The sequence below is a fragment of the Paraburkholderia podalyriae genome, from assembly GCF_014397785.1.
In the GTDB taxonomy this organism is placed as follows: Bacteria; Pseudomonadota; Gammaproteobacteria; order Burkholderiales; family Burkholderiaceae; genus Paraburkholderia; species Paraburkholderia podalyriae.
Genome location: NZ_VZQQ01000045.1, coordinates 1 through 13620, shown reverse-complemented (window position 1 = coordinate 13620; position 13620 = coordinate 1). Strand labels below are relative to the sequence as shown.

General features: G+C 61.2%; 11 protein-coding genes. 7 read left to right on the top strand and 4 right to left on the bottom strand.

All coding sequences use genetic code 11. The features are described 5' to 3' along the window. Positions 1-109 precede the first annotated feature (109 nt). A complete protein-coding gene (locus F6X42_RS31880) occupies positions 110-2446 on the top strand; it encodes an FdhF/YdeP family oxidoreductase (RefSeq protein WP_187637999.1) in 2337 nt (778 codons plus the stop codon). Between the two features lie 37 nt (positions 2447-2483). Here the strand turns inward: F6X42_RS31880 and F6X42_RS31875 are convergent, their stop codons facing one another. Then, entirely contained in the window at positions 2484-2987 is a 504-nt protein-coding gene (locus F6X42_RS31875) for a M48 metallopeptidase family protein (protein WP_187637998.1), read from the bottom strand. A 334-nt stretch (positions 2988-3321) separates the two neighbouring features. Here F6X42_RS31875 and F6X42_RS31870 point away from each other — a divergent pair, with 334 nt between their 5' ends. Together F6X42_RS31870 and F6X42_RS31865 are read left to right on the top strand one after the other, a co-directional pair. After that, entirely contained in the window at positions 3322-4098 is a 777-nt protein-coding gene (locus tag F6X42_RS31870; protein ID WP_187637997.1) for a hypothetical protein, read from the top strand. Between the two features lie 10 nt (positions 4099-4108). Next, complete coding sequence (locus tag F6X42_RS31865; protein WP_187637996.1) at positions 4109-4525, top strand: DUF4279 domain-containing protein; 417 nt, start codon at positions 4109-4111, stop codon at positions 4523-4525. 1310 nt (positions 4526-5835) lie between these two features. Here F6X42_RS31865 and F6X42_RS31860 read toward each other — a convergent pair. Next, positions 5836-6795, bottom strand: a complete 960-nt coding sequence (locus tag F6X42_RS31860; RefSeq protein ID WP_187637995.1) for a GlxA family transcriptional regulator — start codon at positions 6793-6795, stop codon at positions 5836-5838. 109 nt (positions 6796-6904) lie between these two features. Here F6X42_RS31860 and F6X42_RS31855 point away from each other — a divergent pair, with 109 nt between their 5' ends. From F6X42_RS31855 to F6X42_RS31840, 4 genes are all read left to right on the top strand, one after another. After that, positions 6905-7210, top strand: coding sequence for a putative quinol monooxygenase (locus F6X42_RS31855; RefSeq protein WP_187637994.1), 306 nt, complete (start codon positions 6905-6907; stop codon positions 7208-7210). An 89-nt stretch (positions 7211-7299) separates the two neighbouring features. Next, positions 7300-8058, top strand: a complete 759-nt coding sequence (locus tag F6X42_RS31850; protein WP_187637993.1) for an alpha/beta fold hydrolase — start codon at positions 7300-7302, stop codon at positions 8056-8058. A 171-nt stretch (positions 8059-8229) separates the two neighbouring features. Further along, entirely contained in the window at positions 8230-9954 is a 1725-nt protein-coding gene (locus tag F6X42_RS31845; protein WP_187637992.1) for a cytochrome c biogenesis protein DipZ, read from the top strand. Positions 9955-10293: 339 nt separating this feature from the next. After that, on the top strand, positions 10294-10686 hold the full coding sequence (locus F6X42_RS31840) for an MAPEG family protein (protein WP_187637991.1): 393 nt from the start codon (positions 10294-10296) through the stop codon (positions 10684-10686). A 372-nt stretch (positions 10687-11058) separates the two neighbouring features. On the opposite strand, the gene F6X42_RS31835 is transcribed toward F6X42_RS31840, so the two are convergent. Beyond that, on the bottom strand, positions 11059-11325 hold the full coding sequence (locus F6X42_RS31835; RefSeq protein ID WP_187637990.1) for a hypothetical protein: 267 nt from the start codon (positions 11323-11325) through the stop codon (positions 11059-11061). 392 nt (positions 11326-11717) lie between these two features. Next, a complete protein-coding gene (locus tag F6X42_RS31830) occupies positions 11718-13148 on the bottom strand; it encodes an IS1182 family transposase (protein ID WP_187637989.1) in 1431 nt (476 codons plus the stop codon). Positions 13149-13620: the final 472 nt, after the last annotated feature.

Below are 13620 nucleotides of genomic sequence, written 5' to 3'. Positions count from 1 at the left end.
ACTGTACTCCTATTCTTTCCGATTTTCTGTATGCGACGGGATTTGTGGAACACAGTACGCTTGTGGGCATTGGTCTGCAAAGCCTGTCGAACCTGTCCATCGCCACGTCATGAAGAAGAACGAAGCACAAGCCGAAGCCCGCATCGAGCCGTACAAGCACCCCGCCGCCGGGTGGGGCGCGCTGAAGTACGTCGCCATCAGCCTGCTCAAGGAGAAGGTCGCGGGCGGCAACTACCGCACGCTGCTCAAGCAGAACCAGCCTGACGGCTTCGACTGCCCCGGCTGCGCGTGGCCGGATCGCGAGCACGCGTCGACGTTCGAGTTCTGCGAAAACGGCGTGAAGGCCGTGGCCGCCGAGGCTACGGCCAAGCGCGTGACGCCCGCGTTCTTCGAGCGCCACAGCGTCGCCGAGCTGATGACGCAATCGGACTTCGAGCTCGAGCAGCACGGCCGCCTGACCGACCCGCTGGTCTACGACTCCGCGCGCGACCGCTATGTGCCGATCGGCTGGGACGACGCGTTCGATCTGATCGCAAGTCATCTGAAGCGCCAGGGCGATCCGAACCGCGCCGCGTTCTATACGTCGGGACGCGCGAGCAACGAAGCCGCGTTCCTGTACCAGCTGTTCGTACGCATGTACGGCACCAACAATTTTCCCGATTGCTCGAACATGTGCCACGAGGCGACGAGCCGCGGCCTGCCGCATACGGTAGGCATCGGCAAGGGCACGGTCACGCTCGACGACTTCGAACACGCGGACACGCTGCTGATCTTCGGCCAGAACCCGGCCACCAATCACCCGCGCATGCTCGGCGAGCTGCGCGAATGCGCGAAGCGCGGCGCCACGATCGTGTCGATCAATCCGCTGAAGGAGCGCGGCCTCGAACGCTTCGCGAGCCCCCAGCATCCGGTCGAAATGCTGACGATGGGCAGCACCAGGATCAGCTCGGTGTTCATCCGCCCGAAGCTCGGCGGCGACTTCGCGCTGATCAAGGGTGTCGCCAAACGCGTGCTCGAACTCGACGACGAAGCGCGCGCGTCGGGCCTCGAGCGTGTGCTCGACGCGGGCTTCATCGCCGAACACACGGTCGGCTTCGCTGCTTTCGCCGACGATCTGCGCGCCAAGCGCTGGGACACGATCGTCGCCGAGGCAGGCGTGCCGCTCGACGAGGTGCTAAAGCTCGCCGAAATCTATGTGAAAGGCCGCGCGGTGATCTCGACGTGGGGCATGGGTCTCACGCAGCACAAGAACTCGGTCGCGACCGTGCAACTGCTGTCGAACCTGATGATGATGCGCGGCAATATCGGCCGCCGCGGCGCGGGGCTGTGCCCGGTGCGGGGCCACTCGAACGTGCAGGGTGACCGCACCGTCGGTATCGAAGAGAAGCCGACCGACGCGTTTCTCGACCGCCTCGGCGCGACCTACGCTTTCGAGCCGCCGCGCGAGCACGGACTCGACGTCGTCAACACGATTCAGGCGATGCTCGATGGCAAGGTGAAAGTGTTCATCGGCCTGGGCGGCAATTTCTCGATCGCGACGCCGGACACGCCGCGCACGTGGGACGCGATGCGCGCGTGCGATCTGACCGTGCACGTGACGACGAAGCTCAATCGCAGCCATCTCGTGCACGGTCGCGACGCGCTGATCCTGCCGACGCTCGGGCGCACCGAGATCGATGTTCAGAACGGCGTGGCGCAAGGCGTCAGCGTCGAGGATTCGATGAGCATGGTGCACATCTCGTATGGGATCAACAAGCCGGCGTCGGACAATCTGCTTTCCGAAGTGGCGATCGTCGCGCGCATGGCGCATGCGACTTTGGGCAGCGGCAAGGTGGACTGGCTCGCCCATGCGGCCGACTACGCGCTGATTCGCGACGGCATCGCGAAGGTGATCGACGGTTTCGGCGACTACAACGAGCGCCTGAAGAATCCGGGCGGCTTCCATCTCGGCGTTGCGTCGCGCGATCGCATCTGGAAAACGCCGAGCGGCAAGGCACAGTTCCTCGTGCACGCGATCGCACTCGACACGCCGATTCATCAGGCCCGCAAGCTTCACGGCGAACGCCTGATGACGCTGATGACCACCCGTTCACATGATCAGTACAACACGACGATTTACGGTCTCGACGATCGCTATCGCGGTGTGTACGGACAGCGGCGCGTGCTGTTCGCCAATAAGGACGATCTCGCGATGCTCGGTTTCGCGGCCGGTCAGCGCGTGGACATCACAAGCGTGTGGGCCGATGGCATCGAGCGACGTGTGGATGGTTTTCTACTCGTCGAGTACGACATTCCGCGTGGCTGCCTCGGCGCTTATTATCCGGAGACCAATCCGCTGGTGCCGCTGTCCTCGGTCGCGGATGGCGCGGGTACGCCGACGTCGAAGTCGATTCCGGTGTTGTTGACGGCATCGGTGGCTGAAGATGCCGCTGTTGTGGCGGTTTAAATCAGCTCTGTCGTCCGCGCCTGCCGCGGGGCTAATTTCACGCTGTTTTTTTCGCCAGATCGCGATGCGTCAGATAGAGACGTAGATCGAATTCGATCTGGTGGTAACCGGGCTGCATGAACTCGCACAGACGATAGAACGCCTTGTTGTGATCGCTCTCTTTCAGATGAGCGAGTTCATGCACGACGATCATCTTCAGAAACTCCGGCGCCGCGCCCTTGAATAACGACGCGATGCGGATTTCCTTCTTCGCCTTCAGTTTGCCGCCCTGCACGCGCGAGATGCTCGTGTGCAGGCCGAGCGCGTGACGCATCACGTCGAGCCTGCTGTCGTACGTGACCTTGTCGATCTGATCGGCGCTGCGCAGGTGTTCGCGTTTGAGCTCCGCGCAGTAATCATAGAGCGCGCGGTCGGTTTGCACGTCGTGCGTGTTCGGGTACCTTTGCGCGAGGTAGAGGCCGAGCCGATCGGCGGCGATCAGCGTTCTCACCTTGTCTTGCAACGGTGCAGGGTAGCCGGTGAGGTAGTTGAGAGGGGACATGAAGGCGGATTGGGTTTTGCGGGGCTGATCTTACGCATAGTCGCGCTGATGGACAAGGTTGGGCATTTTCCGGATGCCGCCCCGTTCGAAGTACCGAAGACATCTTCCGCAACGTTTCGTCATTGTCGCAGCCCAGCACACGAGATCGGGCTGCTTGTCAGCAAACGCCGAAACCTTATCGCGGTCGACGGCGCGTCACCCGCCCGCGCGTGGCGCGAACACGAGAGCCGTGGAGATTTTGGGCTGTCGCCCATGTACGGACTGCCTGTCGCACGGTAATTATCTGACTGCTGTCAACCCCGGCAGCGACTTCAGATAGACCATCGACACACCTATGTCCCTGTCCGTATTTGAAATGCACTCCGTGGAGCTGTTCTGCCAGCGGCCACCGGGCGCCTGTTATGTCATCTGCGACGAATGGCACTATAAAGCGTGCCTCGGCAAGGCCGCAGACCTTCAGAGGGCCAGGGCGGAGACCCGGGAATTTCTTGACATTGCCCAACTGAATCACAGGAAGTGGGAGGAGGACCGGAAACTGGTCACGAATCTCATTGGCCGCAACTGGCTGTCTTTTCATAGCGTACGGGACCGCAACCCTGACACCGATGGCTGGTGGGTCATCCTCGCGCTTCTCGAAGAGGTGCGCCGGGGTGCCCTGCTTGCCATTAAAGGTCCGCGTAATGGCCTGTTTCGGTCACCCTACAGCAGCGCGCCGTTGAGGGATATCGCAACGAGGGCCGGTAATCGCCCGGACGGCGAACCTGTGCTGTCCGTCCAGTATGATGCGGCCACCTGGCAAGCCCGGTTGAACGCTGCGCGCGCGACCAGGGCTGGCGATAGAGGCGCATCAACGTTGCTCGGCGACGCGCAGCCGTTTGAGTATGTGCCTGATGCGTTGAGCGGTGATGTCGTTGAACTCGCCGCGAGCACGAACAATCCAAACTACGCGGCGAGGATGCTAGGGTATGACCGCGACACGTTTGGCGACATGGTCCACGCGATGAAATATGATCTCAAGCTGCGAGGCGATGACAATGTCATTTGGCACGATAGTGGGGACGTTGAATTTAGAAAAAACATCATCGGCAATATGCACGACTATGCAAACTGATCTTCATACGATGAACGCACATCAACTCGCACATGTATCATTTTCGATAGCCGGGGATGATTTAGATCCCGAGGTTTGGACCGGATATTTCGGCGTTCCGCCGGACACGACGATAGTCAAGGGGAAGCGGTTTATGACTCCGTCGGGGCGATTGAGCAGCGTGCCGGGGCGTACCGGCGTATGGGGGGTGAGAAGCAAAGCCGCCGTTCATAGCGACTCGCTGGAACCGCATCTCCGCTATCTTATTGATCGCCTGAATTTGCCGCGAGATGACTTGCGCCAGCTACTCGCAGACAAGGGCGCACAGATGCGTTTCTTCTGTTATTGGGACAACGAGAGCGGCGACCGCGTGCCTGATGTGCCCGACGATATTCGCACCATGATGGAAGCCATGGGCGGCACGGTTGAGATTGATGAATATCGATAGAGCCTCGCTCGAATGCACAAGCCGATCCTCGCGAGTCGGCTTTTTTGTGCGAGCTTGTAAGGCACAGCGCGAGTGTTATGGGCCGCACTTCTGAATTAATCCTCTATGCCGCAAACATGCCCGGCCCACGCTTCCATCATTGGGCGGCGCTGTTCCAAAAGATTGTCCCGCTGAGGTAGTCAGGCGACCGTCCCGCCTTTGATCGGAATGACTTCGCGATCTGCGCCCATTCAGCCTGTCTCAGTTCAGTATTTGGTGCGGGGACCGGACTTGAATAGTTCGCGAAAAGTCAAGCCAGTAGTGGATCTAGCTAATTAGCTCCAGAACAAATGCCCCCGAAAATATCCCCGAAAAAGCGCGCTACTATGGTTCGGTTACCGGGTAGGATTCTCATTTCGGCGGGAGAGCCATATCGGGCACCATTAGGCGCCACCCTGCCTGCAAAGTACCCTCACCAAAACCCAACTGCCGCTGGCCCGCCTCGATCTCCTGCGGACGATTTCGCGATCGAGGACCTAAATCCCAGATACACAACTCACGCGATTCCGCGAGCCCAGCGTCAGGGCGACGAAACACCTGGCCCCGTGATTCCCACTCGATCGTCAATCAGACGGTTGAACCCTCGTCGAGACGGCTTTCTCGCCCGGCTATTTAGCGCCGATACCGCCAGCGATACCGAAATTTCCTCCCAGCACTTGACAGCCTTCATCGGGCCGCGCTGGCAGATCAACGCCGCCAGATTTACAAAAACGTCAAGGTCGGTCGTCTCAAAATGTCCCGCAGAGAGATGCCGTCAAGTCATACTCTTTTCAAAGCGGTCGGCCGAACCTCGCCGATCATTCAAAGATCGAACAGCGCTTCCCGTAAGCAAAAGCACGCTCACTGCCGCTCCAACAACCGTTAAGCACCTGACACTTGGACGAAACAGAGGAATACCAATCTATCAGGGGCTAGCGCTCCTCTCCTCCCACCGAAATCAACGCTGCCGCAATGACGGCTTCCGAGATACAACAGGCATACGCCGCACGACGCCGAATGCCCCGAACTCGGCCAGAGCCGTCATTCGAGTATCGGCATCTGTCAGGCAGCTACCTGCCGCTTTCCCGACATTCGCAGATGGGCGGTCGCGAATGACAGGTCTGGCGAGTGCCGAATGCGTACTCTCGACCCGATGCGGTCTTACCTGCTTACTCTGAATGACGGCCGTTTCCAGGGCGAAGCCGTCATTCGACCCCTCGCTTCAGCTGGCAAATCCTCCCGGTGGGATCGGTCGAGCACGACCACCCGCATACTCCATTGGTCGATAAGACTCATGACGCCCGCAACTCACGGACCCCCTTACCTATACGCCGCCGCAGCAGCGTGCGCAAGGTGACGCCGTCGGCGTAGCCGACCTGCTCGGCGATGCGATCCACGCTGGCCTTGCTCGTTTTCAGCAGATGAACGGCGCGCTCGACCCGCAGATCCTGGATGTACTCGATGGGCGTTTTACCGAGCACTTCATTCAGACGTCGCGTCAATGTCCGCTTGCTCGTCGCCAATGCGTCCGCGGCGTCGTCGAGCGCGATGGCCGTGTCGAGGTGTTCGCGCACCCAGCGGTCGAAACGCTCGACGAGCGGGTCCGAATGGGCCAGGTGATCGGAGATCGCAAAGGCAGACTGCGACGGCCGCGAATCGAATACGAGGTACTTGCCCACGAGCGCCGCAAGCTCCGGGCTGTTGTTGCGGATCAGCCAGAGCGCCAGGTCGAGATGGCTCAGGGCGGCCCCCGCCGTCACCGTGTCGCCGCTGGGAACGACGATGCGATGCACATCCAGATGCACGTCGGGGTAACGCTGCCGGAACACCGGTGAGAGCCACCAGGTGGTGGTGGCTTCACGCCCATTGAGCAAGCCGCTTTCGGCCAGCACGAAGGTACCCGTACAGGCGGCTCCGATATGTGCGCCGGCACTGTGCCACGCGCGCAATGCACCAAGCGCATCGATCACGTCGGCCCGGCCGAGCGAAGGCACGAGCAGGTCCGTCGTCGTCCTGTTGAGAGCCGGTACAACAACCCAATCCGGGGCGGGTCCGTCTGTAGTATCGCGGACGGGCACCTGCAGCCCGAGCGCGGTGCGCACCTCTGGCCGCATCCCCGCAACAGTGATTTCGAATCCCGGCGTGGCCATCCCGGTCGCGCGCGCCAGTTCGTTGGCCGTCGTCAAGGCATCGAGCACGGTGGTGAGGCCGGTGTCGAACACCCCCTCGAGCGCAAGGACAAAAATCCGCATGGCCGAATCGATACCAAAGTTGTCGATTGCGACAGTATTTCCCGGCGCGCTCCGTTTGTAAAGTGTCACTCACCGGGTGAATGGATCACGCGGATACCGGAGAGCAAAGATGATCAAGAAAGCACTATTCGTACGACTTGAAGCCAGGCCTGGAAAGGAGCAGGCGGTAGCAGACTTCCTTGACGCCGGCCTTGAGATGACGAATCGGGAGGCGACCACACCGATCTGGTTCGCCCTGAAGCTCTCGCCGACGACGTTCGGCGTCTTCGACGCCTTTGCGAGCGAAGAGGATCGCCAGGCACACCTTGCCGGCGACATGGCCAACTCGCTGATGGCGCGAGTCGGGGAGATGCTGGCAAGTCCGCCTTCGGTCGAGCTGATCGACGTTCTGGCTATGAAGCACGAGCTGGCCTGATTCCCGGTTATCTATCACCGATCAATCCTCGCCCGTCAAGCGTGATTGCGCGAAACGACGGGCAACGACAGACAATCCTGGAGAGTAAAATGTTTGCACTGCGAAAGAATGTGGCGATTGCCGCCCTGATTGCCCTGGGCGCCACGATGGCTCACGCCGAAGCAAAGGCGGCTGCGAAAGATGTTGTCATCGTTCACGGCGCACTGGTGGATGGCTCCGGCTGGCGGGCCGTCCACGACATCCTGGTCAAGGATGGTTACCATGTGGCGATCGTGCAGGAGCCGCTCACGGGCCTTGCAGAAGACGTCGATGCCGCCAGGCGCGTCATTGATCAGCAGCAGGGCCCGGTTGTGCTGGTCGGCCATAGCTATGGCGGCTCCGTGATCACGGAGGCAGGTGCGGACCCGAAGGTCAGCTCGCTCGTCTATGTGGCCGCACTGCAACCCGACGCCGGCGAAGCCAGCGGTCAGCTGTTGCAGAAGTTCGCCGCGCCCAACGATGCGATGCGAGCGACGCCGGACAAGTATTTCTTCCTCCCGCCGGCGAAATTCCGTGAGAACTTTGCAGCGGACGTCTCGCCATCGGACGCGCAATTCCTGGCGGACTCGCAGGATCAACTCGCCGAGAAAGCGTTGGGCGCACCGGTCTCTGTGGCGGCATGGCGAACCAAGCCCAGCTACGCCATCCTGACTACCCAGGATCATATGGTGAGCCCCCAGCTTCAGCGCTGGATGTATCAACGCTCGGGTGCCAAGGTGACCGAAGTGAGCGCAAGCCACGCTGTCTTTATCTCTCAGCCGGCCGCGGTCGCGCGAGTGATTGAGGTTGCCGCGAAGTCGACGAACTGACCGGTAATCGTCTCGATGGGGCACCTGTCGGCTTGGCGCCGACGGCCGACACCGTCGCCAGTCGGCCCGCCCCCATCGCAGATACCCACGTGGGTTGTCAAATCGCGTCAATCGCGGGTGGATGTCGCTCAGCTCGGCACATACCCCTAACCCTTCACGGATGTCGCCACCATGCTATTACTGATCCTTGCCTACCTCGGCGGTGCACTGACCATCCTCAGTCCGTGCATCCTGCCGGTGCTGCCTTTCGTATTTTCGCGAGCAGACCGCCCGTTCGCGCGCAATGGACTGCCGATGCTCGTGGGCATGGCGCTGACTTTCGCCGTGGTCGCCACGCTGGCCGCCGTCGGCGGCGGCTGGGCCGTCCGCGCCAACCAGTACGGCCGCTTCGTCGCCTTGGCGGTGCTTGCCGTGCTTGGCCTGACGTTGCTCTCGGAGCGCGTCGCGGAATGGATCACCCGTCCGTTCGTGGCGCTCGGCAACAAGCTCACCGAGCACACCGGGAGCCAGGACGATTCGGTGCTCTCGGCGGCCGGGCTGGGCGTGGCCACAGGGCTGCTGTGGGCGCCCTGCGCCGGCCCGATCCTGGGCCTGCTACTCACGGGCGCCGCTCTCAAGGGCGCCAGCGTCCAGACGACGCTGTTGCTGCTCACCTACGCGGCGGGCGCGGCGACCTCGCTCGCGCTGGCGCTGCTGATTGGCGGACGCGTCTTCGCCTTGATGAAGCGCTCGCTGGGCGCTGGCGAATGGGTGCGCCGCGCCTTGGGCGTGCTGGTGCTGGCAGGTGTGGCCCCCATCGCGCTGGGGCTGGATACCGGGCTGCTGACACGCGTGTCGCTGGCCAGCACGGGCGGCATCGAACAGAAGCTGATCGACGCGGTGCGTCCTCCGCCTCTCGTGCAGATCGCTGTGAAGGCCGGCGACACGCTGCCGGTGGAAGGCGATCTGCCCACGCTCGATGGCGCCACCCAGTGGCTCAACAGCCCGCCGCTCACGGCGCAGTCGCTGCGCGGCAAGGTGGTGCTGGTCGATTTCTGGACCTACTCCTGCATCAACTGCATCCGCTCGCTGCCCTACGTGCGGGGCTGGGCTGACAAGTACAGGGATTACGGCCTGGTGGTGATCGGCGTGCACGCGCCCGAGTTCGCGTTCGAGAAGGATCCGGGCAACGTCATCCACGCTGTGAGGGACCTGGGCGTGGACTACCCGGTCGCAATCGACAACGGTTACGCCATCTGGAAGGCCTTCGGCAACGAGTACTGGCCTGCGCATTACTTCATCGACCCGCAGGGGCATATTCGTCACCACCACTTTGGCGAAGGCGACTACCAGCAAAGCGAGGACGTGATCCGCCGGCTGCTCACCGAGGGCGGCCAGAAGGACCTGCCGGGTGGCTACGTGCAACCGAACGCGCAGGGCGCACAGGCCGCCGCCGGCTCAGGCGATGCCAGTCGCTCGCCGGAAACCTACGTCGGCTACGCACGCGCGCAGAACTTCGCCGGCGGCCAGATGACGCAGGACACGACCTCGACGTATCATGCGCCCCCGACATTGATGGCCAACCAGTGGGCGCTCGACGGGCGCTGGTCGGTGAGCGACGAAAATGCGCGGCTCGACAGCCCCAACGGACGTATCGTCTATCGCTTCCGTGGCCGCGACCTGCACCTGGTGCTGGGGCCCGGCCGCGACGGCCAGCCCGTGCGCTTTCGCGTGCTGATCGACGGCAAGGCGCCGGGCGCCGACCGCGGCACGGACATCGATGCGTATGGCTACGGCACGGTCACCGGGCAGCGTCTCTACCAGCTCGTGCGGCAGGCCAATGGTAGCGGCGAACGCACCTTCGAAATCACGTTTCTCGACCCTGGCGTGCTGGCTTACGCGTTTACGTTCGGCTGAGTCCCACCTTTGGCGCGAGAAGAGCCTCATGTCCCACCTTCACACTATAACCGCCTCCCCAAAGGCGGAGACATCGCCGCCTGGGAGCAGCCACAAGCGTTCTTGAACGAGGTTCGCGCGAGCTTCCGGTCGCTGCGCTGATATCAAACGTGCGGACGACGCCGTGCGAACGGCGTTCGGTGCGCGCATCGTGCGGTGTCGGTTTTGAGATATATTTTCGGGTGCCGCCATCCTCCCCAAGAGCACCAAGAGCAAGGAAGAGTGTCCGCACTGTCACTCACCATCGCCCGCAAGGCGTCCCCGAATCACTGATTTCGACTGTCAAGCAAGGGGTATGGAATGAACAGCATCGCACTGGCCTGCACCGGTGTCCTCGGTTTGCTTCTGTTCGTACTTGGACTCACCATCACGGTCGTGCGCACTCGCGTCGGGCTGCTGAGCGGCTACGCGCCTGAACCTGACCGGCTGCTAACCAAACTGGTTCGCGCTCACGGCAATACCGCCGAGTACGCGCCGTTCTTTGCGGTGCTATTTCTGTATCTCGGCTCTCAGAATCCGCCTCACTGGCAGCTCTGGTGCATGGCAGGTGCAACGGCCTGCCGCTTGCTCCTGGTGGTTTCGCTACTTGCCTGGCCCACCATGTCGAAGCCCAATCCGGCCCGTGCTATCGGGGCGTTGGGAACCTACGCGTTCGGGGTGGCCCTCTGTATCGCATTGCTCGTTGGCCGTTAGCCCTCCGGCCGTGTCGTGTCGTTTGCTCGAAGAGGAGAGGACATCATGAAACTGGAGCGACGCCCCCCGCCGACACGTGAGCGTCGGCAAATGCAGATGACTGGCCTAGTGCCATCCGACGGTGAAGGTCCGCTGTTTGAGCGTAGCTGCCGCTCGAATGACCGCGTGACGGAGATAGCGAACGGCAGATCATGGCCGGCAGTACGCGTTCACACCAACCACCGGAAAGCTGCCGTTGAGAATTCCAACGTCACCTCTGTAAAACGTTCATCGAACTGGTGCTATCGGCCAGGTCCGGTCAGTCCGACTTCATGCGCGAATGGCGGGTGCTTAGACCGAACCGGCCGGTCGTGTGCACTGCTGCAGCGCGACTTAAAGATCCTGGCCAGTAATCTCGATGCGCTCTCCACTCGATGAAGGTATTTTGCGTTCCGCAACTCCCACTAACTTTTGCTTTCCCAACTGAAACGCGAGCAGCAACTGCTTCTGGCTGTCGTCTGCCGCTCCGAGGTATTCGCAAACAACCTCCGGTCTGAGTTCGAAGGCGCAGTATCCCCACCCGAAGCCATACGCGGAGAACCACAGCGCTGACCGGCTGTCGACGATTGGGGTTGTCAGTTTGATGTATGACGAATCCATGGTGTTCGCCCTCCAGACTGGTGGTTGCCGAACTGGATTGTCCCACAACGCGTCCTCATGGCCGGGTCCTAGGCGACATCACGCCGCACTGATGACAGGCGGCTTCGGCTGGTTGTCGAAGGCTGCCCGGCGGGGTGGCATCTTCTGGCTGCATACCAGTCACCTAAAGTGGGGCTTTGAATGACGCATCAGGGTCGCGTGCTGCCGCTCGTGGCACGCACGGGTCGATCGCACGACGATCGGCCAGGTACGGCCCAGACTGTGTCAAAACGCGTGGCCACTGGGAATTGACGAAACCTGTTCCGGCGCATGTCGTGGCTTGTCGTTTGCGGCAATCTGAACGCAAACCACAACCGAACATATCGCAAAGGCTCAACAACCCCGTACGGGCATCACGCCCGCATCGCCTTCATAACCGCTTCTGAACCGAGTAGCTTGATCACTCGCTTCATGTTGTACGCCAGCACGTGCAAGCTCATCTCCGTACTCACCCGCTCGATGGTCCGTGTCAGGAAATGAGTGGCGCCCATCCATGCCTTGATCGTGCCGAACGGGTGCTCGACAGTCTGTCGCCGGATGCGCATCATCTCAGGCGCATGATCAAGTCGCGCCTGCATCTCATCGAGAACAGCCTCGTGCTCCCAGCGTGTCACGCGACGTTGAGGACCCGGCGTGCAATCCCCCTTTAGTGAGCATTGCTGGCAATTTGAACTCCAGTACTTGCTGATCTTCAGACCGCGCTCAACAGTTGAGAATCGCCAGATTAGCCGCTGGCCCGCCGGGCACCGATATTCGTCCGTCTGTGCGTTGTAAATGAAGTCATCCTTGCCGAAGCGGCCATTAGCCGTTGCGCTCGATGTCACCGGTTTGGGAACGAGCACGCTTATTCCAGCCTCATGACATGCGAGTATCTCCTCGCTCTTGTAGTAGCCGCGATCCGCAACTGCGGTGAGCTTGTCGACGGCCATCTCCTCACGCGCCAGCTTCGCCATCGACGTCAACTGATCACGATCAATGCCATCATTCGTAACGACGTGCGCGACGATCAGATGGTGCTTCGTGTCAACCGCCGTCTGGACGTTGTAGCCGACGACTCCCGTTCCTCGTGTCTTCATCGAACGGGCATCGGGATCCGTGAGCGATACCTGTTTGTCGGGTGCTGCGTTGAGTTGGACCTCGATCTCCTTGAGGCCTCGCATCTGTTCCTTCAAGGCCGCAATCTTGTCCTGCAGTCGCTCGGTCCTGACCTTTGCGATGGCAGGCTCCTGACGATCCGCTGTGTCCATCGCATCGAGATAGCGAGCGATACTTGACTCGATGTCGCGCATGCGTCGTTCAAGCTTCGCGCTCGTGAAGTTACGGTCACGGTGGTTCACCGCCTTGAACTTGCTGCCGTCAATCGCAACGATCGCTTCGGCGAAGAGGTCCAGACGCTGGCACAGCACGACGAACTGACGGCAGACGCTACGGATCGCTTTGCCGTTGTCCTTGCGGAACCGCGCGATGGTCTTGAAGTCCGGTGCCAGGCGGCCCGTGAGCCACATGAGTTCGACGTTACGCTGGGTCTCGCGTTCAAGGCGACGGCTCGATTGGATCCGGTTCAGGTAACCATAGATATAGATCTTGAGCATCACCTCGGGGTGATACGACGGCCGACCTGTCAACGCTGGTTCGACGCCTTCAAACCCAAGCTTATGAAGATCAAGCTCATCTACAAAGACATCAACTACGCGCACGGGATTTGTGTCCGTCACGTAGTCATCGAGCGCTTCAGGGAGGAGAAAGCTTTGTGTACGACTGTCGCCTTGAACGAACCGCTTCATCTCGCCCATCCTCCGCTATCGGATGAGCCATTTTAACCTGTCAGAATGGCGTTTTGACACAGTCTGGGCCATCTCCAGCCGTTCACCTGATACCGTGCGCTTTCCTCGGAAACCCAAGAGGAATCAGTTGCGCACACGGAATCGCGTTGTTCATCCTGTTCGGCACGCAACCGGCCACGACCGATGACACCGGAAGTCCGACGTAGTCGTGCGGGAAATTCCCCGAGATATACTCCCGCATGGAACTCGACCCCCGCGACCTCGATAAAATCAGTGCCGTCACGTTGCAGCACTACGACGCGCACGCGGAAGATTTCCGCAACGGTGCGTACGAAGCGACGGCGTACGGTTGAGCAACATAGTGGCCGTTCGTTGACGCAGCCGTTCGGGCTGTAACCCGTCTTCTCGAGTTGAGCCAGTCCGGCCGCCAATGACTACAATCTAGAGATGGTCGCATTCCCTAAGGAGGCTG

Coding starts and splice junctions, on each gene's coding strand:
- F6X42_RS31875 (WP_187637998.1), bottom strand. CDS start 2,987: ATGTCCCCTCTCAACTACCTCACCGGCTACCCTGCACCGTTGCAAGAC.
- F6X42_RS31860 (WP_187637995.1), bottom strand. CDS start 6,795: ATGCGGATTTTTGTCCTTGCGCTCGAGGGGGTGTTCGACACCGGCCTC.
- F6X42_RS31830 (WP_187637989.1), bottom strand. CDS start 13,148: ATGAAGCGGTTCGTTCAAGGCGACAGTCGTACACAAAGCTTTCTCCTC.
- F6X42_RS31865 (WP_187637996.1), top strand. CDS start 4,109: ATGAACGCACATCAACTCGCACATGTATCATTTTCGATAGCCGGGGAT.
- F6X42_RS31855 (WP_187637994.1), top strand. CDS start 6,905: ATGATCAAGAAAGCACTATTCGTACGACTTGAAGCCAGGCCTGGAAAG.
- F6X42_RS31835 (WP_187637990.1), bottom strand. CDS start 11,325: ATGGATTCGTCATACATCAAACTGACAACCCCAATCGTCGACAGCCGG.
- F6X42_RS31850 (WP_187637993.1), top strand. CDS start 7,300: ATGTTTGCACTGCGAAAGAATGTGGCGATTGCCGCCCTGATTGCCCTG.
- F6X42_RS31840 (WP_187637991.1), top strand. CDS start 10,294: ATGAACAGCATCGCACTGGCCTGCACCGGTGTCCTCGGTTTGCTTCTG.
- F6X42_RS31870 (WP_187637997.1), top strand. CDS start 3,322: ATGTCCCTGTCCGTATTTGAAATGCACTCCGTGGAGCTGTTCTGCCAG.
- F6X42_RS31880 (WP_187637999.1), top strand. CDS start 110: ATGAAGAAGAACGAAGCACAAGCCGAAGCCCGCATCGAGCCGTACAAG.
- F6X42_RS31845 (WP_187637992.1), top strand. CDS start 8,230: ATGCTATTACTGATCCTTGCCTACCTCGGCGGTGCACTGACCATCCTC.